This is a genomic window from Streptomyces sp. NPDC091376 (assembly GCF_044757085.1).
Taxonomy (GTDB): domain Bacteria; phylum Actinomycetota; class Actinomycetes; order Streptomycetales; family Streptomycetaceae; genus Streptomyces; species Streptomyces pratisoli.
In genome coordinates, this window is record NZ_JBIVUF010000006.1 from 393,499 (window position 1) to 416,657 (window position 23,159).

Below are 23,159 nucleotides of genomic sequence, written 5' to 3' on the forward strand. Positions count from 1 at the left end.
GGATCAGCCCTCCTCGGAGATCGGTTGGCGGACGCGTACGTCCGCGGGGTCGTCGTCCCACTCCACGGCCGCGATCCGCAGCTCACGGCCCGCCACCAGCTCCGCGGTCGCCTGCCCGCACTCCGGGCAGCACAGCCGCGGTGGCATGCCCACCGCCCATTCGTCCGCGCACGCCGCGCAGCGGGCGCGGCCGGGAACGGGCTCGGTGACCAGCGCGGCTCCTTCCAGAACGGTCCCTTCGCAGGCGAGCTGGAAGGAGAAGGCGAGCGCGTCGGGGACCACTCCGGCCAGTTCGCCGATCCGCAGGCGTACGGTGCGCACCGCGGTGGCGCCGTGGGAGCGCGCCGCTTCCTCGACCTGGTCGACGACGGCCAGCGCGATGGACATCTCGTGCATCGGTCTCCGTCCTGCGGGGCAGTCGGCCCGTGCGGCCCGATGACAGGCGACGCGGCCGTGCCCATTACAGGCGCGGCCGCGGGGGCCCGGGCGACCGGCACGCCGACGGCACCCGGTTGCGTACGCCGTTCGGTGCAGCCGCCGGGTGCCCGCGTCCGCTCACGCGACGCCGCGTCACATCCGGCGCATGCGCAGGTAACGCTTGAGGTCGGGGAAGATCCCCTTGACGAGGGCGGCCAGCGCGGTGGCAGCGGCGGCGGCTCCGCCGACGACTTTCTTGTTCACGGTGTGCTCCTCATGTCAGGGCTGTGTGGTGCACCAGGTCCATGACCATCCGGACCGCCTCCGGTACGGCGGCGGCCACCTGCGGGCTGAGTCCGATGCCCTCGTCGACGCGGGCGGGTTCGCAGCCGACGACGAAGGTACGGCGCGGCGGGTGGGCTCCCGTGCCCGCGCAGAGGGTGTCCAGCAGGGCGAGGACGGCGTCCGGTGACATCCGGTGGCCGTCGAGCGGCACGCCGTCCGCGGTGCCGCCGGTGCCGTCGGTGCCGCCGGGTGTGCTCGTCCCGTCGGACGCGCCGGCCTCGATCAGATGGAGCGTTCCGGGCTCGCTGCCGCGCGCGGTCGCGTCGACGAGGACGAGGGTGTCGTAGCCGTCGAGGAGCTGGTAGGCGAGGTGGACACCCCGGATGCCGATGTCCATGACCTCGACATGGCCCGGCAGTTGACGACTCGTGAGCGCGCGTACGGTCTCGACGCCGAAGCCGTCGTCGCCGAGGAAGATGTTGCCGACGCCGGCGACCAGCGTCCGGTTGTCGTTCACGACTCCCCCAGGGGTTCGACCTCGTCGGGCTGGAAGTACAGGAACCGGCCCTGCTCCCGGCGGATGTCGGCGCCCGGGTCGCCTTCGACGGTCACCGCGATGTGCACACCGCCGTCCACGTCGTGCAGGACGGCCTCGACCATCGCGGCGCGGCCGTGGAGGAAGAGGTCCTGGGCGTCGCTGTGGCGCAGCCCCGGCCGCAGCACGACCCGGCTGCCGGCGCCCACGGGCACGCCGCCGACCACGACCTGGTCGTGCTCCGGGTCGACGCCCGTGTCGCCCCCCGGGTCCCACCAGGGCGTTTGAGGCCTGGCGGTGCCGTGTTCACCGAACCCAGAGGGCCCTGGCCGGCTGATCTCCTTGAGGCTGCGGACCGCGCCGTGCAGCCGCTCCAGGACCTCGGGGGGCATGGAGTCGGCCAGCTCGACGACCGCCGCCGCCCGGGCGTCCGTGCCTCGGGCCTCCCGCTTCTCCTCGTCGGTGAGGGCCGCGGTGCGCAGGGCCAGGATCTCGTCGATCTCGGTCGCGTCGTACAGGGCGCCCGGGCTCTCCGGCGCGATGGCCGGGTGGTCCTCCAGGATGATCGGCGAGGAGAGCACGAGGTCCGCGCGGCCGGGTTCGCCCGCGAGGACGGGCCAGGTGTGCAGGTTCCGGCAGGCCTTGACGGCGCCCTTGGCCCACTGGGGCGGATCGGTCATCGAGAGGAACGCGCCCGCGTCCAGGCACAGCAGCAGATGGCTGGCGACCAGCGAGTGCGGCAGGGCCGCGTCGCGTTCCGCGCCGGGCTCCGGCATCCAGGTGCTCGTGTTCTCCACGACGGCGGTCAGCCGCATCGTGCGGTAGGGGCCGTCGAGTTCGGCCGCGGAGAGCCGTACGACCCCGCTGACCTCCTCCCGGCGGCGTACGAGCCTGCCCACCGTGCGACCGGCGTCGTCCTGGACGGGTTCGGTCTCCTCGCCGGCGGGCCGGGTGAAGGGGAAGGCCGTGCCCTCGCCGGCCAGCGCGCTCACGGGCACGGTCAGTTCGACGCGTTCCTCCACGCCCTCGTCCCACGGGACCAGGACCCGGTCGTGGAGGCGGAGTTCGCCGACCGTCTCGAACGCGCCGTTCGCGCCTGCCTGTTGCACGATGCGCCGCCGCGTGTGCAGGAAGCGGATCTCGACCGCGAGGCTCGCGCCGGGCTTCGGCTCCATGAGGCATTCGGTGTGCTGGAACTCGTGCTCCTCGCAGCCGGCGCTCCACGCGGGCGGCACGAGCACCCCGAACTGCCAGCGCAGCCTGTTCTTGGCGGCCGAGGCCCGGTACGGGTACAGCACATAGCCCTCGAAGAGCACGGCGTCGGCCACCTGGCGTGCGGTGGCGAGCCGGGCCTCGGTCGCCGGGGTGAACACGGCGGTGGTCATGGGGCCGTCCTCTCGTCCGTCGCGTCGAGGAGCGCCGCGATCGTGGACTCCCAGGACGGCAGGGCACGCCGTGACCGGAAGGCGAGCAGGGCGTCCATGCTGTCGCGGGGCAGCCGGATCCAGCCGCAGCCGGGGAAGTGCTGCTCGACCATCTCCTGCCAGATCTTCACCGGCATCCGGAACGGCGCCTCCCGGTCCCAGGGCACCGGTTCGACGTGGAAGCCGCCGGCGCCGGTGAACGCGGTGCCGGAGAAGAGCATCAGCAGCGGTACCTCGCCTTCGCTCAGCGCGTGGGCGTAGCGGGTCGCGGCGACGTCCATGTCGTAGGTGCAGGGCACGACGAGGTCGGTCTCGGTCTCTGCGGTGAAGCCGGGCACCATGAGCGAGACCTGTGCGAACTGCAGCGGGTGCAGGGTGCTGCCCCAGCGTGAGCGTTCCCCGAAGAGGTCCCGCACTCCGTCGGCCTCGTCGTCGGCGTAGCCGCGCCGGGCCGGTTCGATGCGCAACTGGCAGCGCAGGGCGAGCGCGTGGACCCGCGTGCCCTCGGAGGCGGTGATCCGCAGCTGGAAGACGAGCGTGGGTCCTGCGGCGTACGGATCGGCCCGTACTCCCGTACAGGTGAAGGTGAGTTGGGTCATGACCTGCTCTCCTGGAGCGGGGCGGCCTGCCGGCGTACGCGGTCGAAGAAGGCGTCGAGACCGGCGCGGGCCTCCGCCCCGCCGTCGAAGCCCTGCCAGCTCAGCCGCATCCGGCCCACCAGTTCGTAGGCGCTGTCGACCGGCACCAGATGGCACTCCGTGCTGTCGTCGGTGCGGCGCAACAGCAGGGCCTCCACGTCGGGTTCGAGCATGCCGGCGAGTGATGTGGCGGCGAGCAGGGTCTCCCAGGACGAGGGCTCCAGCTCGCTCTCGGTCGCGCCGGCCGGGCTCGGGTAGAGCACGACCGGGAGGTCGAGTGCGGAGTTGCGGAAGCAGAAAGCGACTCCGACCGGGATCCGCAGGAGTTCCCAGGTGGTGTCGTCGATCCGGTGACCGGGGTCGGAGAGGTAGCGGCCGGGCACCGCCCGGAAGCGTCCCTGCGACGCGCCGGGCCGGTCCATGAGGTGGGCACACGGGGTGCAGGCGCAGGCGAGCCGCCGCTGCTCGGTGTCCACCAGGTGCCGGTGGCGGTCGTCGGGCAGCGGTACGCCGCACAGTTCGCAGCGTTCCTCGCGAGGCGCCCGGGGCGCCGTGAAGCGGCGCAGTCCACGGAGGTCCGGGGCGGGCCGCGGCCGCCCCGGACCCTTCGGGTACGCGCTCACGTCGCCGCGGCCGGGGACCGGCCGGCGGCGACTGCGCTGTCCGGCGGGCCGATACCGATCTGGAGGAGCGCCGGCTCGCGCGGGGCGGCGACCGGATCCAGTTCCACCGCCGTCACCTCGGGGGCGAAGCAGGCAAGTGCCTCCACGGCGGCCTGCCGGGCGACCTCCTGCGTGCTGGGGCAGCCGCAGCCCGTCGAGCCCGTGAGGCGCAGCCTCAGGACTCCGGTCGTCTCGTCGAATCCGGCCGACTCGAGCGAGTGCTGGACACCGCGCAGGGCGCGCGCGATCCGCGTGGGGATGTCCTCGGGGTGCAGGTCGTGAAGGACCAGCAGGCTGGAGACGAGTCCGTCGCCGAGCAGTCCGGACAGCGGTGCGGGCTGCGGTTGGGCCTCGTGCTGTCCGCCGGCGGGGCGGCCGAGCAGCTCGACGGTCCTGGCCAGCCCCGCTCCGTAGAAGTCCATCAGGACCCGCACCAGTTCCTCCGCGGCCGTGCACGCCCGCTCGTCGCCGCCGGCCGCCAGCCGGTCGAGGATCTCCTCGACGCGCCGGCCCGCCTGTTCCGCGGTGACCGCGCTCATCCGGCGAGACCGCTCAGTCCGGTGGGCACGTGCATCGACTTCACGGTCTTGCCGCCGCCGACGTACATGTGGACGCCGCACGGCAGACAGGGGTCGAAGCTGCGGACGGCCCGCATGATGTCGATGCCCTTGAAGTTCTCCGGCGGGTTCTCCTCGAAGATCGGGGTGTTCTGCACGGCGTCCTCGTAGGGGCCGGGCGTGCCGTAGGTGTCGCGGGTGCTGGCGTTCCAGGGGGTGGGCGGGTAGGGGTGGTAGTTGGCGATCTTGCCGTCCCTGATGACCATGTGGTGCGAGAGGACGCCGCGCACGGCCTCGGTGAAGCCGACTCCGATGGACTCGTCGGGTACGTCGAACTTCTCCCAGGTCTGGGTCCGCCCGGCGCGTACCTCCTCCAGCCCCTTCTCCGCGCAGTGCAGGGCGACGGCGGCGGCGTACGCCTGGAAGTAGGTGCGGGCGCGGTTGCGCTCCAGCGCGTTGCTCCACTGCGGGATCTTCCACTCGAAGGTGGTCTCCGGCTTGGTGAGCGTGCGCGGCAGGTTGATGACGACGCTGTGGCCGGTGGCCTTGACGTAGCCGATGTCGACGAGGCCGGACAGCGCCGTGGACCAGAGCCGGGCGATGGGGCCGCCTCCGGTGTCCAGGGGCAGGTGTTCCTTGCCGTCGAACCAGCGCGGGGACATGACCCAGCTGTACTTGTCGTCGAAGTCCCGCTTCTGCGGGGCGGGGATGGTGTGCTGGTTCCAGGGGTGGCGGGGGTCGACCGGGTTGCCGAGCGGGTCGTGGGTGACGAACTGTTCCCGGCCCTCCCAGTCCTCGTAGTACGAGCTGCCGAGCAGGATCCGGATGCCGAGGTTGATCTGGGTGAGGTCGTTGGTGACGAGCTTGCCGTCCACGATGACGCCGGGGGTGACGAACATCTTCCGTCCCCAGTCGGTCATGTTGGCGTACGTGAAGTCGCAGTACTCCGGGTCGTTGAGGGCTCCCCAGCAGCCGAGCAGCACACGTCTGCGGCCGACCTCCTCGTAGCCGGGCAGTGCCTCGTAGAAGAAGTCGAAGAGGTCGTCGTGCAGCGGGACGACGCGCTTCATGAACTCGACGTAGCGCATGAGCCGGGTCATGTAGTCCGTGAAGAGCTGGACGGAGGCGACCGTGCCCACGCCGCCCGGGTACAGGGTGGAGGGGTGCACGTGGCGCCCCTCCATCAGACAGAACATCTCCCGGGTGTAGCGGCTCACCTGGAGGGCTTCGCGGTAGAACTCGCCCTCGAGCGGGTTCAGCGAGCGCATGATGTCGGCGATGGTGCGGTAGCCGTGCTCCGCGGCGTGCGGCGACTCGGTGCGCTCCGCCAGCTCCAGGACACCGGGGTTGGTCTCGCGGACCATCTTCTCGCAGTAGTCGACCCCGACCAGGTTCTCCTGGAAGATGTTGTGGTCGAACATGTACTCGGCGGACTCGCCGAGGTTGATGATCCATTCGCCGAGGTGCGGCGGCTTCACCCCGTACGCCATGTTCTGCGCGTAGACCGAGCAGGTGGCGTGGTTGTCACCGCAGATGCCGCAGATGCGGCTGGTGATGAAGTGCGCGTCGCGCGGATCCTTGCCCCGCATGAAGACGCTGTAGCCACGGAAGACGGACGAGGTGCTGTAGCACTCGGCGACCCGCTTCTGCTTGAAGTCGATCTTCGTGTGGATGCCGAGACTGCCCACGATCCGGGTGATCGGATCCCAGGACATCTCCACCAGGCCGTCGCCGGCCTTCTTCGCCTGTGTCGCCATCGTGTCTGCGGTGCCCTTCTTCACGTCTTCGAGCTTCAGGTCTTCGAACGGGAGCTGGTGGGGCCGGTGTCCTGGGGGTGCGTCACCACGGCGGGCGGTAGCCGGTGGTGATCTTCTCTCCGGTGTGACGCCACTTGGGCTCCTTGTCCACGGTCCTGGCCGTGATGTTGCGGAGCCTGCGGATCACCGCGCCGTACGCGCCGCTCGCGGTGCTGGAGAGCTTGCCGCCGGGCGGCTCGTCCATGAACGGCATGAACTTGTCGGGGAAGCCGGGCATGGTGCAGGCGATGCAGATGCCGCCGACGTTGGGGCAGCCGCCGATGCCGTTCATCCAGCCGCGCTTGGGCACGTTGCACTTGACGACGGGGCCCCAGCAGCCGAGTTTGACCAGGCACTGGGGCGAGTTGTACGTCTCGGCGAACTGGCCCTGCTCGTAGTAGCCGGCCCGGTCGCAGCCCTCGTGCACGGTGGCGCCGAACAGCCACGTGGGACGGAGCTTGTCGTCGAGCGGGATCATCGGCGCGGAGCCCGCCGCCTGGTAGAGCAGATACGTCAGCGTCTCGGCGAAGTTGTCGGGCTGGATCGGGCAGCCGGGCACACAGACGATGGGGATGCCCGCCTTGGACTTCCACTCCCAGCCCAGGTAGTCGGGCACGCCCATCGCGCCGGTCGGATTGCCCGCCATCGCATGGATACCGCCGTAGGTGGCACAGGTGCCGATCGCGACGACGGCGAGCGCGTTGGGCGCCAGCCGGTCGATCCATTCGCTGGTCGTGATGGGCTGGCCGGTCTCCGGGTCGTCGCCGAAGCCGCACCAGTAGCCCTCCTGCTTGATCGACTCATTGGGCACGGAACCCTCGACGACGAGCACGAAGGGGTCGATCTCGCCGCGCTCCCCCTTGAAGAACCACTCGATGAAGGTGTCGGCGCCGCCGACCGGGCCGCACTCGAAGTCGATGAGCGGCCAGTGGACTTGGATCTTCGGCAGTCCCGGCAGCCCGGCGAGCACGATCTCCTCGATGCTCGGCTGCATGGCGGCGGTCAGCGCGACCGAGTCGCCGTCGCAGCTCAGACCCGCGTTGATCCAGAGGATATGGATCGGCTTTTCGTCGGTTGCGGCCGCGCCGGACGAGGCCGCGGCGTCGACCGTGGTCGGCGTTCCTGCATCCATGTGGGCGTCTCCTGGGAGGTATGCGACAGAAGACCCGTATGCGGGCCTTCTTCTCTTGCTAACAGGCTGCGGAACCGGCTGCCACCGCGGCCTCGTCCGGCCGGGTGCCGTCGGGGGGTTCCTTGCGGACGAACGCCCGGCGCAACCGGTGGTACGCGGCCGTGGGGTCGGAGAAGGTGCGGAGCATGCGGGCCAGTTCCTCCTCGCGGTAGGCGGCAAGGGGCTTCGTCGCCTCGTGGCGCTCCCGCTCCGCCTTCTTCGACGCGATCCGGGACGCGGTCGCCGGAAAGGGTGCGAGTCGTGCCGCCAGCCGGGTGACCTCGGCGGTGAAATCCTGTGGTCCGCAGTCGACGACCCGGTCGGCCAGCCCGTACCGCAGTGCGGCGGCGGCCGTCACCGGCATCGCGTCCCGGGTGAGGCGCTCGGCGAGGGGGCGCCCACCCGGCGGGGCAGGGAGTACGTCCAGTACTCGGAGCCGTGCAGGCCCATGAGGCGGTAGTGCGGGTTGAGCACCGAACCCGCCCTGCACCAGATCTCGTCCGCGGCAAGCGCGAGCATCACCCCGCCCGCGGCCGCGTTGCCGCCGACAGCGGCCACCACCAGTCGGTCCGTGGTGGTCAGAACGGCCTCCACCAGGTCGTCCATGGCGTTGATGTTGGCCCAGGACTCGGCCGCCGGGTCGGCGGCCGCCTCGATGACGTTGAGGTGGATGCCGTTGGAGAAGAAGTCCCTGCCGCCTCCGAGCACGAGGACCGAAGTGGGCCGCGAGCAGGCCACACGGTAGGCGTCGAGCAGACGGCGGCACTGCGCCGTGCTCATCGCACCGCCGGGGAAGGAGAACGACAGCAGGCCGACGGGCCCCTCCTCCCGGTACCGGATGTCGGTCCAGGTGCGGCGCCGGTCACCGAGGTGCAGCGGGGCGGGACGTTCCGGCAGTGCCGGGAGGCGGCCGGCGAGGGCCAGTGTGGCGGGGAGTTTCACGCCGGCCGGTCCCTGCGGGCGGCGGCGCGGGCGCAGTTCGGGAATCCACACCGCGCCGTCGGTGGTCGCGCGGCAGACGGCGCCGGTCCTGGTGGCGAGCAGCTCTCCCGGCCGGCCCCGCAGCCGATCCTCCGCATGGCCCCCGTGGAGGAACCATTCGCCGCCGAGCAGCTCGTCCAGGACTCCCGGCTGTGAGTCGGCGGCGCGCAGTTTGCGCAGGACGGTCTCGGTGGGGTCGTCCTCCCAGGAGATCCGCCGGTGTTCCTGGCGGAGGTAGGGCCGGGCCCTGACCTCGACCGCCGAGGGGTCCTGGGGCCGGGGCGTGTACGTACCGGAGGTGAAGCGCTCGACCGCGAGCAGGACGGCGGCCAGTGCCGCGTCGGAGATCTCGCCCCGGTACAGATCGCTCTTGGCGAGCGGCGGAAGGACGCAGTCGGCCGTGGCCCACACGGGGCCGGCGTCCATCTCCTCGTCCGCCTGGAGCACGGTGACACCCCAGGACCGGGCGTCCTCCTGGACGGCGCGGTCCAGGGAGCACGGCCCGCGGTCCCCGACGGGTCCCGGGTGGACGACGAGACAGGTGTGCCGGGTCCACACATCACGCGGGACGGCGGTCTTCAGCATGGGGGCGATGACGAGCCGCGGCCGGTGCCGGCGAACGGCGTCCCGCACGGCATCGCCGTGCGGCGTGCGCTCCACGGCGACGGTGTGTCCGCGGTCCCGCAGTTCCGCGTGGACTCGCTGGGTGAGGCTGTTGTAGGCACTGGCGATGAGCAGGATGTGCATGGCGGCCTTCACCGGATCCGGCGGCTGACGGCCGGTGGGAATCCGGCCGTCTGCGATCGTCCGCCCCGGCGGGCCGCCGCGGTCGGTACGGAGCCGCCGGGGTCACTCGAAAGCGACCACCTGCGCGACCGATCGGCGGCGCCGATGACGCCGGTGACGCGGTGACGCGGCGGGCCCGGCGGCCCTCGCCCTCAGAAGGCCGTGTACCGCTCCGGCATGGGGAACTCCACGCCGTCCAGCTCCAGCGTGCAGCCGGGCTTGATCCGCACCAGGTGCGGCTGGTGCACCCGGATGACGAACCCGCGGGCGGGATCGTCCGGCAGCTCGCCGCTCAGCACGGTCGTCCCCGTACCGTGTTCGCGCCGGTAGGCGATCACCTTGCCGTCGACCAGGAGCTCGATTCCCCCGGTCCTGCCGGGGCCGACGTTCACGGTGATCGAATGATCGCCCCGGTCGACGTGGAAGTGATGGTTGCGCGACATGGCACACCTCCGCGGTGGCACGCGTAGTCCAGCGTAAGTCCGCCGCACGGTGGTCCGCAGGCCGGCGGGCGGCCCGCCGACCGGCGCGTGAGGCGCCCTTGTCGCTTTGTCGATCGTCCCGGACATTGTCAGCATGACGATCGTCGCGCTGCTCGGCACCCTCGACACCAAAGGCATCGAGTACGCGTGGCTGCGGGAGCGGCTGCTGCGGCACGGCGTCGAGGTCGTCGTCATCGACGCCGGCGTCATGGGTGAGCCCCGGTTGCGTGCGGACGTCCCGCGCGCCCAGGTGGCCTGGGCGGCGGGCGCCGATCTCAGCAGGCTGCGGGACGAGCGGGACCGTGGTGCGGCCGTGACGACGATGGCCCACGGCGCGGCCGAGATCGTCCTTCGTCTGTACGAGGCGGGACGGCTGCACGGTGTGCTGGCCGTCGGCGGCAGCGGCGGTACGTCCATCGCGACACGGGCCATGCGGGGACTGCCTCTCGGCGTACCGAAACTGATGGTCTCCTCGATGGCCTCCGGCGATGTCTCGCCGTACGTCGGCGCCACGGACATCACGATGATGTACAGCGTGGTCGACATCGCCGGCGTCAACACGATCTCGGCCCCGGTCCTGGCGAACGCCGTCGACGCCGTCGCCGGCATGGCGAAGGGGTTCGCCGCCGCTCCCCGGGCGCTGCGGCCGGAGAGCCTCGCCGCGGGCGGTCCCGGCGCGAGCGGCAGGCCGCTGGTGGCGGCGAGCATGGCGGGGGTGACGACCCCCGGGGTCGACGCGGCACGGGAGCGGCTGACCGAGCTCGGTTACGAGGTGCTGGTGTTCCACACGAGCGGCGCCGGCGGTCGTACGCTCGAATCGCTGGCCGCACAGGGGCTGTTCGCGGGCGTGCTGGACCTGACGCTCAGCGAACTGGCGGACGAACTGGTCGGGGGCATTCTGACCGCGGGCCCGGACCGGCTGCGCGCCGCGGGCCGCCGGGGCACTCCGCAGGTGGTGAGCCTGGGCGCACTCGACATGGTGAAGTTCGGCCCGGTCGACTCGCTTCCGGCGCGGCTGCGCGACCGCGACGTGCGGGTCCACAACCCGTCCATCACCGTCATCCGTACGACCGCGCCGGAGTGCGCCGAACTGGGCAGGGGCATCGCCTCGAAGCTGCGGGACGCCACGGGACCGGCCGAGGTGTGCGTCCCGTTGCGCGGGCTGTCGACGCTCGGGGCGCGGGAAGGGCCGTACCACGACCCGGTCGCGGACGCGGCACTCTTCGCGGCGCTGCGGGACGGGCTGCGGGAGAGCACTGTGGAAGTGGTGGACTTCGCCACCCACATCAATGACCCGGCCTTCGGGCGTGCCGCGGCGGAGCGGCTGCACCGGCTGATCACCGGCGCCGGGAAGGCGTCCGCCGAGGACCGCGCCTGACGGGTGCGCGGCCGGGATTCACGGCGTCCGGAGTGCCGACGGCGCCGCCGGACCCCGGTCCCGGACCGTACACCTGCACGTGACCGGCTGTTTCCGCATATAGCCCCATGGGGCCAAGCGGTGCTAGAAAGGACAGCGTGATCAGGCGCTTCGACCGATTGCGGGGCGTGTCGGTTCGGCCACTGATCGGCAAACGCCCCAGGAGCGTCGCCGGGCAGGTCTTCATCCTCCAGGTGGCGGTCGTGGTGCTGCTCGTTCTCGGGACGATCCTCGCCCTGGTCCTCCAGACCCGGCACGACAGCGACCGTGAGGCACGCAACCGGTCGATCGCGGTCGCGGAATCGTTTGCGCACTCCCCCGGGCTCAGCGATGCCCTGAACTCGCCCGATCCGTCCAAGGTGCTCCAGCCGATAACGGAGGAGGCACGCAAGCGCGCGGGCGTCGACTTCATCGTCGTCATGGACACCAAGGGCATCCGGTACACCCATCCGCAGCCGGAACGGATCGGGCACCGTTTCGTCGGCACCATCGAACCGTCCCTGCGCGGCGAGGTGATCCTCGAGAGCGTCGACGGCCCGCTCGGCCGGGAGGTGCAGGCGGTGGTCCCCGTGACCGGGCCCGACGGCAAGGTCGAGGCGCTGGTCTCCGCCGGTCTCACCGTGAAGAACGTGACAGGCGAAGTGAACCAGCAGCTGCCGGTCATCCTCGGCACGGGCGCGGCGGGCCTCGCGCTGGCCACGGCGGGCACGGCGCTGGCCACCAGACGGCTGAAACGCCAGACCCACGGTCTCGGGCCGACCGAGATGACCCGCATGTACGAACACCACGACGCCGTTCTGCACGCCGTACGGGAGGGCGTCGTCATCGTCGCCGGTGACGGCAGGCTCCTGCTGGCGAACGACGAGGCCAGACGCCTGCTCGGGCTGGGTTCCGACTGCGAGGGCCGGCCCGTGCGGGACCTGACGGGACTCGAACCCGCGACGGCCGAGCTGCTGGCCTCCGGCAGAGCGGCCACGGACGAGGTGCTCACGGCCGGGGACCGGCTGCTCGTGGTGAACCAGCGGTCCACGGACGGTCCCGGCGGTCCGCTGGGCACGGTCGCGACCATTCGTGACTCCACCGAGCTCCAGGCGCTGACGGGCCGGGCCGAGGTGGCGCGCAAACGCCTCCAGCTGTTGTACGACGCGGGCGTGGGCATCGGCACGACGCTCGATGTCGCGCGTACCGCCGAGGAGCTGGCCGAGGTCGCGGTCCCCTCCTTCGCCGACTACGTGACCGTCGACCTCGCCGATCCCGTCCTGAACGGGGAGGAGCCCAACGGTTCCGCGTCGGACATGCGCCGCACCGCCGTCAGCGGCATCCGTGACGACCATCCGCTCTACGAGCGGGGCAGGCTGATCGCGTTCCTCCCGTCGACGCCGCAGGCCCGCGGGCTCGGCACCGGCCGCGCGGAGGTCGTGCCGGATCTGTCGAGGGCGCTGGGCTGGCGTGCACAGGATCCCGAGCGCACGAAGGCGATCGTCGAGTACGGCATCCACTCGCTGATCACCGTGCCACTGCAGGCCCGGGGAACCGTCCTGGGGGTGGCCAACTTCTGGCGCTCGGAGAAGCCCGGTCCGTTCGAGGAGGAGGACCTGTCGCTGGCGGAGGAGCTGGTGGCGCGCGCCGCGGTGTCCGTGGACAACGCCCGCCGTTACACCCGCGAGCACGCCCTGGCCGTGACGCTGCAGCGCAGCCTGCTGCCGCGGGCGCTGCCGGAGCACAGCGCCGTCGAGGTGGCGCACCGCTATCTGCCCGCGCAGTCCGGGGTGGGCGGCGACTGGTTCGACGTGATCCCGCTGCCGGGCAGCCGGGTCGCCCTGGTGGTGGGCGATGTCGTCGGTCACGGGCTGCACGCGGCCGCGACGATGGGGCGGCTGCGTACCGCGGTGCACAACTTCTCCACGCTCGACCTGCCGCCCGACGAGCTCCTCGGCCACCTCGACGACCTGGTGGGGCGGATCGACCAGGACGAGATGGGCCTCGGCGGCAGTCCGGACGGCCCGGCGATGACCGGGGCCACCTGTATCTACGCGATCTACGACCCGGTTTCGCGGCGGTGCACCATGGCCCGGGCGGGGCACCCGCTGCCCGCGCTGGTCCGGCCCGACGGCACGGTGGAGTTCCCCGAACTGCCGGCGGGACCGCCGCTCGGGCTGGGCGGCATGCCGTTCGAGAGCGCGGAGCTGGAGATCGCCGAGGGGACCGAGCTCGTGTTCTACACCGACGGGCTCATCGAGGACCGCAGCCGTGACATCGACGTCGGCATCGAGCTGCTGCGCCGCGCCCTCGCCCACGCCGACCGCACACCGGAGCAGACCTGCAAGGCCGTACTGGACGCCCTGCTGCCGGCACGCCCGAAGGACGACGTGGCGCTGCTCATCGCGCGCACCCGTGCTCTGGGCGCCGACCGGGTCGCCGAGTGGGACGTGCCGTCGGACCCCAGCGCCGTCGCCGGTATGCGTGCCGCGGCCGTCGCCAAGCTGACGGACTGGGGGCTGACCGAGCTGGCGTTCAGCACCGAACTGATCCTGAGCGAGCTGCTCACCAACGCGATCCGCTACGGCACCCAGCCGATCCGCGTCCGGATGCTGTACGACGAGGGGCTGACCTGCGAGGTGGCCGACGGCAGCAGCACGTCGCCGCATCTGCGCTACGCCGCGACGACGGACGAGGGCGGACGAGGGCTGTTCCTCGTGGCCCAGCTCTCCGAACGCTGGGGTACGAGGTACACGGCCGACGGCAAGATCATCTGGGCGGAGCAGCCCCTCCCCGGCACGACCTCGGACCCGGACGCCGACGGCGAGGCGCTGCTCCGCCTCTTCGACACCGAACCGCTCTGAGCCGCCGGCCCCTGCTCCGGCCCGCCGCCCGCCCGAGGGGCGTCCGGGTCAGCCGGCGGTCGGTTGCGTCACGGAGGCGGAGACGGACACGGCGTGACAGGCGGCACGGCCCTCGGCCCGTGAGCGGACGCGGCCCGCTTCGATGAGGACGGCGGACTCGGTGGTGTCGTCGACGGCGCTGACGCCCGCCGCGGCGGCGACAGCTCCCGAGGCATCGCACACCACTTGCAGCCGCGGCCACGACAAGCGCGGGAAGGCCTCGCGCAGGCACGCGCCCAGCTCCGCCACGATCAGCCGGGCCAGTGGTGCCAGCTCGCCGGGCTCGCCGGTGACGAGGACGGCGGTGACGGGGGTACCGGGCGCGGCGGCACGGACCGCCTCCTCGACGGCGGACAGGCGGTGCAGACCCAGCACGGCCACCACGCCGTCACCGGTGAGGAGCGCCGGCCCGCCGCGCACGAGGTCCCTCGCTCCCGGTGGTGCCCACGGCTCGTCGACGAGCCGTGCGGGCAGGGCCGGGGTGGGCGGCGCCCACCAGTCGCTCAGGTCGAGCCCCGCCAGCTGCTCACAGGCGCTGACGACGTCGAAGGGCTCGATGAAGCCGGGTGCGGCGGCGGCCATCCGGCTCGCGCCGTGCAGCGTCGTGAGGACGGTCTCGGCCAGTCGTACCGCACGGCGTGGCGGCGCCCCGGGAACCGCTTCGTAGGGCCGGACGCCTTCCAGCGCCAGCGCGACCAGGAGCGCGTTCAGCTTCTGGAGCTGGAGGAACGGCAGTCGCAGTCGCTCGTCCGCCACGATCTCCGGTATCAGGTCCACTCCGAGCCGCGCGGTCGCGGTGTCCTGGCCCTCGGGTGCCAGCCGGGTGGCCCAGGCCCTGGCGAGCGAGCCGAGCGCCTCGGCCGCCGTGCGGCCCGGCCGCGGAGCCGGCCCGCCCGGCGTGGGCGGGCGCTCGGCGAGGTCGGCGAGGACGGCGAAGTACAGGGCGCGCTTGCCGGGAAAGTTGGAGTAGACCGCGCCTCGGGTCAGTTCGGCCCGTTCGGCGATGGCATCGATCCTCGCGGCCCGGAAGCCGTTCGCCGCGAACTCGCCCCGGGCCGCGGCCAGCACGTGGGCACGGGTCCGCTCCTGCGTCTCCGCCCTGGTGAGCCGCGCCATCGTTCTCCCCGTCCGCGTTGTGCCGCCGTCCCCGCGGCGCACAAATTACCGTAACATCTGGATGACGAGACCATCCGGAGGGGGCTGGGCACGTACATGGCACGCATCGGTGACGAGGGCTCACTGCTGAAGTGTTCGTTCTGCGGGAAGAGCCAGAAGCAGGTGAGGAAGCTCATCGCCGGGCCGGCCGCCATCCACATCTGCGACGAGTGCGTCGAGCTCTGCAACGAGCTGATCGAGGAGGAGCTGGCGGAGGTCACCGAGACCCCGCTCGTCGAGCTGCCCAAGCCGGCGGAGATCCACCGGTTCCTCGACGATTACGTCATCGGCCAGGAGGCGGCGAAGCGGTCCCTGGCCGTGGCCGTGTACAACCACTACAAGCGGGTCCGCGGCAGGGAGGACGGGGACGATCCCGTCGAGGTGGCCAAGTCCAACATCCTGCTGCTCGGGCCCACGGGCTGCGGCAAGACCTATCTGGCGCAGACCCTGGCGCGGCTGCTGAAGGTGCCGTTCGCGATCGCCGATGCCACCGCGCTCACCGAGGCCGGATATGTCGGCGAGGACGTGGAGAACATCCTGCTGAAGCTGCTGCAGGCCGCCGACTACGACGTGGAGCGCGCCGAGACCGGAATCATCTACATCGACGAGATCGACAAGATCGCGCGCAAGGGCGAGAACCTCTCGATCACGCGCGATGTGTCCGGCGAGGGTGTGCAGCAGGCCCTGCTGAAGATCCTTGAGGGCACGACCGCCTCGGTGCCGCCGCAGGGCGGCCGCAAGCACCCCCACCAGGAGTTCATCCAGATCGACACGGCGAACGTGCTGTTCATCGTGGCCGGCGCGTTCGCGGGTCTGGAGACGATCATCGACGACCGGGTGGGCAGACGCGGCCTGGGATTCGCCGCCCGGGTCGGGCCCGGCGACGGGGATTCGGGCGGGACCGACGACGGGGACGTGTTCGCCCGGGTGATGCCGGCCGACCTGATCAGGTTCGGGCTCATCCCGGAGTTCATCGGCAGGCTCCCCGTCATCGCCCGGGTGTCGAAGCTCGACAAGTCCGCCCTGCTGAAGACCCTCACCGAGCCGCGGAACGCTCTGGTCAAGCAGTACCAGCGGTTGTTCGAGATGGACGATGTCGAGCTCGAGTTCAGCGACGGGGCGCTGGAGGCCATCGTCGAGAAGTCCGTCCTGCGCGGCACCGGCGCGCGAGGGCTGCGGGGAATCATGGAGCACGTCCTGCGGCCCGTGATGTACGAGATCCCCAGCCGCGAGGACGTGGTCAAGGTCGTCATCGGCGAGCACACGGTCCGCGACGACGCCGGCCCGCTCGTCGTCACCCGCCGGCCGCCGGAGCAACTGGGCGACCAGCCCGCCTGAGTGGGGATGCTCCAGGTCGCCGCGGTCTGCCGGTGAACTCGGCGCTCGGCGTCCTCCCGCAGGACCGGCATGCGGATGAACCGGGTCGAGCGTATCGTCGTAAAAGGCTTACGAGCGACAGGGATTCGCGCCACCTTCAATCATCAGGACGGCGCCGAAGGGTCTCCGGTACGCAGCCTCTCCGATCTCACGAAATCCGATGGTCGAGCGACAACCTCGCAGTTGGCCTGCCCAGGTGACGTCGCTGCCGTGGTTTCGCCGCGGCAATGGGTCCTCGGCCGGCGCACTGCGAGTGGTTCCCATGTCATCGCGCTCTCCATGTCACCGCGCGGACAATCGCCGAGTCAGAAAGCGGGAAGTGTTATGGCCACCACAGTTGCTGTGCAGTACGGCACGACGTTCTCCTGGGTCGGTCGCAACCTGGACGGCCGACTGGACGTCTTCGCCCGGGATTCCGAGGGTACCGTCAAGCACACGTGGCAGCTCAACCCTGACAACACCGACTGGTCGGAGTGGAGAACACTCGGCGACTCCAAGAAGCGAGCGAGCAGGGTCGTGGTCGCTCCGAACCGCGACGGCCGGCTGGAGGTCTTCGCCCTCTTCCCCACGGGCGTGAAGGACCAGGCGAACCTTGAGCACAACTGGCAGAAGGACCCCAACAACGAGTACGACTGGTCGGGCTGGAAGGTGCTCTTCGGAGCATGCTTCGGCAACCCTTCGGTCAATCAGAATGCCGATGGCCGGCTGGAGGTCTTCGTCCGCAACCCCGATTACAGTCTTGAACACGACGCCCAGCGGCCCAACATCAACGGGTGGTTCCCTCCGAGCTCGCTGGGCGGCTACCTGAGCGGCAATCCGGTGGCCGCCCAGAACGCCGATGGGCGGCTGGCGGTCTTCGCCCGCGACCGCGACCAAGCAATACAGCACATCTGGCAGACAGCCGCCAACAACGGATGGGCGAAGTCCTGGGCAAAGCTCCCCGGAAGCCAGAAGCTGGACGGCTTCCCGGCGTTCGCTCTCAATGCCGACGGCCGGATGGAGCTCTTCGCCCGCAGCACCGATCACGTCCTCCTGCACATCTGGCAGGTCACCGCCAACGGCGCCTGGTCCACGGCCGGTTGGCAACCGCTCGGCGACCACATGGAGGACGAGCCGGCGGTCGTCCCGAATCGCGATGGACGGCTGGAGGTCTTCGCCATCAAGGACGGCGTCCTCCAGCACATCTGGCAGACCGGCCTCCGCAACGACCGCATCAACTGGTCGGATTGGCAACCGCTCGGCGGCAACCCGGCAGGTCATCTCGCTGTCGTGCGAAACCGCCACGACCAGATAGAGGTCTTCGCCCCCTTCCACGACGGCACCTACCGGTACATGTGGCAGACCGTCCCGAACGACGACGACGAGTGGTCGGAGTGGCACTCGCTCGGTTCGCCTTGAGCAGCGACCCCTGAGCAGCGGCCCCGAAGCCCCGTCCACCTGCCGGTGTTCCCGGCGCGCCCATGACGCCCGTACGCGACGGTGTCAGGCGACCGCGCTGAGGGTGTCGACGAGTCTGCGGCGCGCGGCACGCGCGGCGGGCAGTGCGGCGAGGGCGGTCGCGCCCAGGACGGCGGCGACCGCGAGCAACAGCAGATGGAGCGGGGACGGGGCCTGGGCGATTCCGGCGCCGATACCGCTGGAGCGGCCCTCCGCGTCGATCAGCCAGCGGGCGAGAGGCACTCCCAGGGCCGCTCCGGCGATCGCGGCGGCGAGCGCGGTGCAGCCGATCGCGGAGACCGTGACCGCGGTGATCTGGCGCGGGGAGAGCCCGATCGCCTTCAGGGCCAGCAGGTCCCGTTCTCCCTCCCGTACGCTGCCGCCGATCGCGGTCGACAGTTCGGTGAGCCCGATCAGGGCGAGTACGGCGATGAGACCGGCGACGACACCGCGCATCGGGGAGAGCCGGTCCGCGGGGCTGGTGACCTCGTGGATGTCGAGCCTGCCCCGGGAGGCGTCCGTCAGCTCGGTGCGGACCTCGGCCGGGTCGGCGCCCGGGCGCAGTTGCAGCTGGAAGAGCGTCGCGCGCAGCGCGGGGTCGTTCTCGCGGAGGGTGTCGAGCGAGGTGGAGACGGTCCGGCCGCCGTTCTCCGGTTCGATGCTGCGGCCGACGATGTGCAGGATCTGGGGGTGTCCGCCGACGGTCATCCGTACCCAGTCGCCGACGCGTACGCCGAGCAGATCGAGCAGCCCCTGTCCGGCCACCGCCTCGTCGGGGCCGTGCGCCGCCCGGCCCTCGGCGACGGTGAACGGATAGGGCTGCTCGCGGGTGCCGAGCCCGCGCAGCGCGATGGTGCCCGTCTGCCCCGGGACGAGCGCGGCGGTCTCGACGCCCGGATGGGCCGCGGCGACCTGCGGGTGGGCATCGAGCAGGCTGAGCGCCTCACGGTCGCCGAGGCCGGCGTCGGCCCGGGCGGTGAGGGCGGCGGCGAGCCCCAGCTCCTCCGGCTTGCTCTCGAAGCGGGCGATGGTGGTCCAGGCGCTCAGCGCGACGGTGATCAGCAGGAGTGGCAGGGCCAGCCGGACGATGGTGGCGGGTGCCTGCGGGCCGCGGGCGAAGGCCCGGTGCCAGCCGAGGACCAGGGCCGGTGGCAGCCCGAGGCCCAGGGCTCTTCGGGCGGGTCCGGACAGCCTGCCGCCGCGGGCGACCCCGGCCGGGAGCACCGGCACGGGAGGCACGCGTCCGGCCCGCCATGCGGCGAGACAGGTGGTGGCGCCGATGAACAGCACGGCGGCGACGGGCACCGCGAGCAGTACCGCCGTGTGCCCGGGAAGCCCCTGCCAGACGCCGACCGCTTCGCCGAGCCTTCCGGGGACGCGGCTGCCGAGGGTCTCGGTGAGCACGGTGGCGACGACCGCCCCGAGGACGGCGAACGCCAGGTGCTGGACGAGGAAGACGCGGACGACCTGGCCCGGGGTGAAACCGATGGCCTTGAGGACGGAGATGTCCCGCAGATGGCCGCGCACCCGGGTGCTGATCGCGCCGAAGACGGCCAGCGCGGCGGCGAGCAGCGCGCCGAGTCCGAAGAGCCCGAGCACCTGGCCGAGCAGCCGGGTGTCGCCCTGGGCCTCGGCCCGCGCCTGCTGCCAGCTGGAGACGTCGGTGACGGCTCCGGCGCCGAGGACGGTGACGGCGCGCTGCACGGCGTAGTCGGTGTCGTCGGGGTCGGTGAGCAGCAGCCCGATGACGTGTCCTGGCCGGTCACCGGTCCCCCGTACCCGGTCGGGGAGCGCCCATACGGTGCCGGAGCGCTCTCCGGCGCGGTACCGGGGCTCGGCGCTGTCCGCGACGCCGAGGACGGTCAGGGTCCGGGAGGTGCCGGACAGGTTCAGGACATCGCCCGGCCCGGCCACGAGCGCACGAGCGAGGCTGCTCTCCAGGACGACGCCGTCGGGGGTGCCGGGGCTGAGCCAGCGGCCGGACGTGAGCAGGGGACGGCCCGTGGCGGGCGGCTCGGCGCCGGCGCCGCGCAGTTCGACGGCGGCCCGTGCGCCGCGGGAGGCGACGGTGGCCGAGGAGGTGCTGTACGGGCCGGAGACCGTCTCGACGCCGTCCAGGCGGGCGAGCCGGCCGGGGTCGGCGGAGGGCCCGGTGTGGATCCAGACGTGCGCCCCGTGGGACTGGGCGAAGACCCGCTGCCAGGGGTTGGTGGCGTAGCCGAAGAGCGCGGCGGCGAGCAGCAGCGCGGCGACGATTCCGGCGGTTGCGGAGACGATGAACAGCGCCTCGCCCCGGTGGGTGCGCAGATCGGCGTGTGCCCAGCGCAGGGTGGCCCGCACGGGTCAGTCCTTCAGTTCGAGGACGCCGGCCAGTCCGGTGCCCCGGGAGGGCGTGCCGCCCAGCTCGGCGTCGTCGGCTATGCGGCCGTCGAAGAAGCTGATGACCCGGTCGGCGGCGCTGGCGAGCCGCGCGTCATGGGTGACGAGCAGGATGGTCTGGCCGCGCTGGTGGAAGCGGGACAGCAGGCGCATGACCTCGCGGGTGCCCTTGCTGTCGAGGCTGCCGGCCGGCTCGTCGGCCAGCAGCAGCCGTGGGTGGTTGACCAGGGCACGCGCCAGCGCGACGCGCTGCTGCTCGCCGCCGGACAGCTCGCCCGGCATGCTGCGCGCCTTGCTCTCCAGGCCCAGCTCGGCCAGCAGCTTCTCCCGTTCGGCGCGGGCCTGCCGGGGGCCGGTGCCAGCCAGCAGGGCGGGCAGTTCGACGTTGTCGGCGACCGTGAGGTTCGACACGAGGTTGAAGAACTGGAAGACGATGCCGATCCGGCGGCGCCGCTCCATCGCCCAGCGGGCCTCGCTGTAGGAGTCGGTGCGCTCGCCGTCGAGCCACAGGCTTCCGCTGTCGGGCCGCTGCAGTCCGCCGAGCAGATGCAGCAGTGTCGACTTGCCCGCTCCGGAGGGGCCGGTCACGGCGACGAACTCCCCGTGCCGGACGGACAGGTCCACTCCGCGTACGGCGTGGGCGGGGGCGCCCTCGCCGTGGTGGGTCTTGACGAGTCCCTCGGCCCGCAGCAGCGGCGCCGGAGCGGGAACGTCCTGGTCGGCGGGGTGGTCGGGGTGGTCGGCGGTGTGGCTCATTCCAGCCCCTCCAGCTCCTCCTGGCAGCGCTCCAGCCAGTCGAGGTCGGCCTGCAGATGCAGCATGGCTCCCTCGATCAGCAGCTGGGCGATGCGGTTGTCCCGGTCCTCGGTCGCGGACAGCTTCGACAGATTGCGCATGGTGTTGAGGTACTCGCGTCGCTGTCTGTTGATGAGGGCGATCTGGTCGGCGAGTCCGGTCCTGGGGGCGAGCGCGAGCTTCATGAAGAACTCGTCCCGCACCCGCGGCTCGTCCGCCGTGTCCTCGAACCAGGCGCGCAGCGCCTCCGTCCCGGCCTCGGTGAGGCGGTAGATCTTCTTGTTGGGCCGGCTCGACTGGGCGACTTCCTCGCCCTCGATCAGCCCCGACTTCTCCAGTCGCCCGAGCGTCACATAGATCTGGCCGACGTTCGGCTGAGGGTACGCGGCACCCAGCAGTTGCTCAAGGTCCTGCTTGAGTTCATAGCCGTGGGCGGGGCCTCGGGAGAGGAGAGCCAGGAGGGGCAGACGCACGTGTGCTCCCCCTCCTCCCTGGTGTCCGCCTGCCGGCGTGGTCCGACTGCCTGCCGAGGGCGGTCCGCACCGCGTCCGTAAGGTGGCCGTGTGGCCCGGATCGCTCTCGTCATCCGATACGGGGCCTAGTATCGCCCATGCCTAACGGGTATACATGCCCCTGACGCGGACGACGATGCCCGGCGCCGGTGTGCAAGGAGGAACCTATGCGGTGGATACGTGCCGCGGGTAGGGGTCTCCTGGTCGCGGCGGTCGTTCTCACCGGTTACGTGTCGGCGCCCACGCAGTCGGGCGACGCGACGGCGGACCCCGCGGGGGGCGACGGGCGCGGGCCCATGACGCTGGCCACGGCGGGCGATCTCACCGGCTATCTCGGCCCCCTCCTGGAGGGCTGGAACCGGGGCCACCCGGGCGAGAAGGTCACGCTCGTCGAGCTGCCGGACTCCGCCGACGAGACCCGTGCGCAGATGACGACGGGGCTTCGCTCGGGCGACGGCCGGTTCGACATCCTCAACATCGACGTCGCCTGGACCTCGGAGTTCGCCGCCGCGGGCTGGATAGCCCCGCTGGAGTCCCGGCGTTTCCCGCTGAACAGCTTCCTGCCGCCGGTCGTGGACACGGCGACGTACGACGGCAAGCTGTACGCCGTCCCGTATGTCACGAATGCCGGAATGCTCTACTACCGCAAGGACGTCCTCGACCGCGAGGGCGAGCGGCCGCCGCGGACCTGGACGGAGCTGGAACGCCAGGCCAGGACGATCGCCCCGCGGCACGGCCTCGACGGCTACGCGGGCCAGTTCCTCCCGTACGAGGGCCTCACGGTCAACGCGACGGAGGCGGTCTACTCGGCCGGGGGCACGATCCTCGGCGACGACGGCCGGGTGACCGTGGACTCGGCGGCGGCCCGCACCGGGGTCGATTTCCTCGCCCGCGGGGTGCGTGACGGCTGGATCCCCAGGGAAGCGCTCACGTACAAGGAGGAGGAATCCCGGCAGGCCTTCCAGGACGGCAGGCTGCTCTTCCTGCGCAACTGGCCCTATGCGTACGCCGGCGCCTCCGGCAAGGACTCGCCGGTGGCGGGGAAGTTCGGCGCCGTGCCGCTGCCCGGCCCCGACGGGGCCGGGACGAGCGTGCTGGGCGGATCGAATCTCGCGGTCAGCACCCGGTCCCGGCACCCCGAGTCGGCGAGCGATCTGATCGCGTACCTCACGAGCGCCCCCGTGCAGCGGAAGGTACTGACGGAGGGCGCGCTGCCGCCCGTGCGCGCCGCGCTGTACCAGGACCCCGCGCTGATCCGGGAGTTCCCCTATCTGCCCGCCCTGCGGGCGAGCGTGCTCGCGGCGGCGCCGCGACCGAAGAGCGCACGGTACGAGCAGGTGAGCCTGGCCGTGCAGGCCGTCGTGCACGACGCGATGGCGCAGCACCAGGATCCCGCGGCGGCCGTGCGCCGGCTGGCCGGGGAGCTGTCGGCCGTCGCGCGCCGGGGCTGACCTCTCTCTCACGCTTCCCT

At 71.7% G+C, this 23,159-nt stretch carries 19 protein-coding genes, 1 tRNA gene and 2 pseudogenes; 6 read left to right on the top strand and 16 right to left on the bottom strand.

Annotated features, from left to right (window positions below; all coding sequences use genetic code 11):
• Positions 1–3: 3 nt before the first annotated feature.
• The 11 genes and pseudogenes from hypA to ACIQMR_RS16185 form a co-directional block, all read right to left on the bottom strand.
• Positions 4–396 (bottom strand): hydrogenase maturation nickel metallochaperone HypA, encoded by a 393-nt coding sequence (gene hypA, locus ACIQMR_RS16135; protein WP_401386709.1) that lies wholly within the window; start codon positions 394–396, stop codon positions 4–6.
• 174 nt (positions 397–570) lie between these two features.
• Positions 571–681: a DUF6893 family small protein gene (locus ACIQMR_RS16140; RefSeq protein ID WP_401386712.1), complete on the bottom strand. Its 111-nt coding sequence runs from the start codon at positions 679–681 to the stop codon at positions 571–573.
• Between the two features lie 10 nt (positions 682–691).
• Positions 692–1,219: a hydrogenase maturation protease gene (locus ACIQMR_RS16145; RefSeq protein WP_401386714.1), complete on the bottom strand. Its 528-nt coding sequence runs from the start codon at positions 1,217–1,219 to the stop codon at positions 692–694.
• Positions 1,216–2,622: a hypothetical protein gene (locus ACIQMR_RS16150; protein ID WP_401386717.1), complete on the bottom strand. Its 1,407-nt coding sequence runs from the start codon at positions 2,620–2,622 to the stop codon at positions 1,216–1,218. Before ACIQMR_RS16150 ends, ACIQMR_RS16145 begins: the two co-directional genes overlap by 4 nt.
• Positions 2,619–3,260: a DUF6084 family protein gene (locus ACIQMR_RS16155; protein ID WP_401386720.1), complete on the bottom strand. Its 642-nt coding sequence runs from the start codon at positions 3,258–3,260 to the stop codon at positions 2,619–2,621. The genes ACIQMR_RS16150 and ACIQMR_RS16155 overlap by 4 nt, the downstream gene beginning before the upstream one ends.
• Entirely contained in the window at positions 3,257–3,922 is a 666-nt protein-coding gene (locus ACIQMR_RS16160) for a DUF5947 family protein (RefSeq protein WP_401386722.1), read from the bottom strand. The genes ACIQMR_RS16155 and ACIQMR_RS16160 overlap by 4 nt, the downstream gene beginning before the upstream one ends.
• Positions 3,919–4,500 carry a hypothetical protein gene (locus tag ACIQMR_RS16165; RefSeq protein WP_401386725.1) on the bottom strand — a complete coding sequence of 194 codons (582 nt, stop codon included), beginning with the start codon at positions 4,498–4,500 and terminating at the stop codon, positions 3,919–3,921. The genes ACIQMR_RS16160 and ACIQMR_RS16165 overlap by 4 nt, the downstream gene beginning before the upstream one ends.
• Positions 4,497–6,275, bottom strand: a complete 1,779-nt coding sequence (locus ACIQMR_RS16170; protein ID WP_401386913.1) for a nickel-dependent hydrogenase large subunit — start codon at positions 6,273–6,275, stop codon at positions 4,497–4,499. The genes ACIQMR_RS16165 and ACIQMR_RS16170 overlap by 4 nt, the downstream gene beginning before the upstream one ends.
• Positions 6,276–6,357: 82 nt before the next feature.
• A complete protein-coding gene (locus tag ACIQMR_RS16175) occupies positions 6,358–7,446 on the bottom strand; it encodes a hydrogenase expression protein HypE (RefSeq protein ID WP_401386728.1) in 1,089 nt (362 codons plus the stop codon).
• Between the two features lie 58 nt (positions 7,447–7,504).
• Positions 7,505–9,213 (bottom strand): annotated as a pseudogene (locus ACIQMR_RS16180) (enoyl-CoA hydratase-related protein).
• Positions 9,214–9,404: 191 nt separating this feature from the next.
• Positions 9,405–9,695 (bottom strand): hypothetical protein, encoded by a 291-nt coding sequence (locus ACIQMR_RS16185; RefSeq protein ID WP_401386731.1) that lies wholly within the window; start codon positions 9,693–9,695, stop codon positions 9,405–9,407.
• Positions 9,696–9,828: 133 nt separating this feature from the next.
• On the opposite strand from ACIQMR_RS16185, the gene ACIQMR_RS16190 reads away from it, so the two are divergent.
• Together ACIQMR_RS16190 and ACIQMR_RS16195 are read left to right on the top strand one after the other, a co-directional pair.
• Entirely contained in the window at positions 9,829–11,112 is a 1,284-nt protein-coding gene (locus tag ACIQMR_RS16190) for a Tm-1-like ATP-binding domain-containing protein (RefSeq protein ID WP_401386734.1), read from the top strand.
• Positions 11,113–11,219: 107 nt separating this feature from the next.
• Positions 11,220–11,795 (top strand): annotated as a pseudogene (locus tag ACIQMR_RS16195) (histidine kinase); the annotation flags it as partial.
• A gap of 270 nt (positions 11,796–12,065) precedes the next feature.
• Here ACIQMR_RS16195 and ACIQMR_RS16200 read toward each other — a convergent pair.
• A tRNA-His gene (locus ACIQMR_RS16200) sits at positions 12,066–12,191 on the bottom strand.
• Between ACIQMR_RS16200 and ACIQMR_RS16205 the strand changes: the two genes are divergently transcribed.
• Positions 12,162–13,994, top strand: a complete 1,833-nt coding sequence (locus tag ACIQMR_RS16205; RefSeq protein WP_401386916.1) for a SpoIIE family protein phosphatase — start codon at positions 12,162–12,164, stop codon at positions 13,992–13,994. The genes ACIQMR_RS16200 and ACIQMR_RS16205 overlap by 30 nt on opposite strands.
• 48 nt (positions 13,995–14,042) lie before the next feature.
• Here the strand turns inward: ACIQMR_RS16205 and ACIQMR_RS16210 are convergent, their stop codons facing one another.
• Positions 14,043–15,149, bottom strand: coding sequence for a TetR family transcriptional regulator (locus ACIQMR_RS16210; protein WP_401386737.1), 1,107 nt, complete (start codon positions 15,147–15,149; stop codon positions 14,043–14,045).
• Between the two features lie 96 nt (positions 15,150–15,245).
• Here ACIQMR_RS16210 and clpX point away from each other — a divergent pair, with 96 nt between their 5' ends.
• Both clpX and ACIQMR_RS16220 read left to right on the top strand, forming a co-directional pair.
• Positions 15,246–16,526 carry an ATP-dependent Clp protease ATP-binding subunit ClpX gene (gene clpX, locus ACIQMR_RS16215; RefSeq protein WP_401386739.1) on the top strand — a complete coding sequence of 427 codons (1,281 nt, stop codon included), beginning with the start codon at positions 15,246–15,248 and terminating at the stop codon, positions 16,524–16,526.
• Between the two features lie 363 nt (positions 16,527–16,889).
• The gene (locus ACIQMR_RS16220; RefSeq protein ID WP_401386742.1) at positions 16,890–17,963 is read left to right on the top strand and encodes a hypothetical protein; all 1,074 of its coding nucleotides are present in this window, start codon (positions 16,890–16,892) and stop codon (positions 17,961–17,963) included.
• Between the two features lie 84 nt (positions 17,964–18,047).
• Here ACIQMR_RS16220 and ACIQMR_RS16225 read toward each other — a convergent pair whose 3' ends face one another.
• From ACIQMR_RS16225 to ACIQMR_RS16235, 3 genes are read right to left on the bottom strand one after another with little or no spacing between them, the layout of a single operon-like run.
• On the bottom strand, positions 18,048–20,342 hold the full coding sequence (locus ACIQMR_RS16225) for an FtsX-like permease family protein (protein ID WP_401386744.1): 2,295 nt from the start codon (positions 20,340–20,342) through the stop codon (positions 18,048–18,050).
• Between the two features lie 3 nt (positions 20,343–20,345).
• Positions 20,346–21,137: an ABC transporter ATP-binding protein gene (locus ACIQMR_RS16230; protein ID WP_401386747.1), complete on the bottom strand. Its 792-nt coding sequence runs from the start codon at positions 21,135–21,137 to the stop codon at positions 20,346–20,348.
• A complete protein-coding gene (locus tag ACIQMR_RS16235) occupies positions 21,134–21,649 on the bottom strand; it encodes a PadR family transcriptional regulator (RefSeq protein ID WP_401386750.1) in 516 nt (171 codons plus the stop codon). The genes ACIQMR_RS16230 and ACIQMR_RS16235 overlap by 4 nt, the downstream gene beginning before the upstream one ends.
• 206 nt (positions 21,650–21,855) lie before the next feature.
• Here ACIQMR_RS16235 and ACIQMR_RS16240 point away from each other — a divergent pair, with 206 nt between their 5' ends.
• Positions 21,856–23,139: an ABC transporter substrate-binding protein gene (locus ACIQMR_RS16240; RefSeq protein ID WP_401386752.1), complete on the top strand. Its 1,284-nt coding sequence runs from the start codon at positions 21,856–21,858 to the stop codon at positions 23,137–23,139.
• The last annotated feature ends 20 nt before the right edge of the window (positions 23,140–23,159 follow it).

What these genes read in the sequence shown, in the direction of transcription:
- hypA (WP_401386709.1), bottom strand. Translation starts at nt 396, where the DNA reads ATGCACGAGATGTCCATCGCGCTGGCCGTCGTCGACCAGGTCGAGGAA.
- ACIQMR_RS16150 (WP_401386717.1), bottom strand. Translation starts at nt 2,622, where the DNA reads ATGACCACCGCCGTGTTCACCCCGGCGACCGAGGCCCGGCTCGCCACC.
- ACIQMR_RS16155 (WP_401386720.1), bottom strand. Translation starts at nt 3,260, where the DNA reads ATGACCCAACTCACCTTCACCTGTACGGGAGTACGGGCCGATCCGTAC.
- ACIQMR_RS16165 (WP_401386725.1), bottom strand. Translation starts at nt 4,500, where the DNA reads ATGAGCGCGGTCACCGCGGAACAGGCGGGCCGGCGCGTCGAGGAGATC.
- ACIQMR_RS16170 (WP_401386913.1), bottom strand. Translation starts at nt 6,275, where the DNA reads ATGGCGACACAGGCGAAGAAGGCCGGCGACGGCCTGGTGGAGATGTCC.
- ACIQMR_RS16175 (WP_401386728.1), bottom strand. Translation starts at nt 7,446, where the DNA reads ATGGATGCAGGAACGCCGACCACGGTCGACGCCGCGGCCTCGTCCGGC.
- ACIQMR_RS16185 (WP_401386731.1), bottom strand. Translation starts at nt 9,695, where the DNA reads ATGTCGCGCAACCATCACTTCCACGTCGACCGGGGCGATCATTCGATC.
- ACIQMR_RS16190 (WP_401386734.1), top strand. Translation starts at nt 9,829, where the DNA reads ATGACGATCGTCGCGCTGCTCGGCACCCTCGACACCAAAGGCATCGAG.
- ACIQMR_RS16210 (WP_401386737.1), bottom strand. Translation starts at nt 15,149, where the DNA reads ATGGCGCGGCTCACCAGGGCGGAGACGCAGGAGCGGACCCGTGCCCAC.
- clpX (WP_401386739.1), top strand. Translation starts at nt 15,246, where the DNA reads ATGGCACGCATCGGTGACGAGGGCTCACTGCTGAAGTGTTCGTTCTGC.
- ACIQMR_RS16220 (WP_401386742.1), top strand. Translation starts at nt 16,890, where the DNA reads ATGGCCACCACAGTTGCTGTGCAGTACGGCACGACGTTCTCCTGGGTC.
- ACIQMR_RS16230 (WP_401386747.1), bottom strand. Translation starts at nt 21,137, where the DNA reads ATGAGCCACACCGCCGACCACCCCGACCACCCCGCCGACCAGGACGTT.
- ACIQMR_RS16240 (WP_401386752.1), top strand. Translation starts at nt 21,856, where the DNA reads ATGCGGTGGATACGTGCCGCGGGTAGGGGTCTCCTGGTCGCGGCGGTC.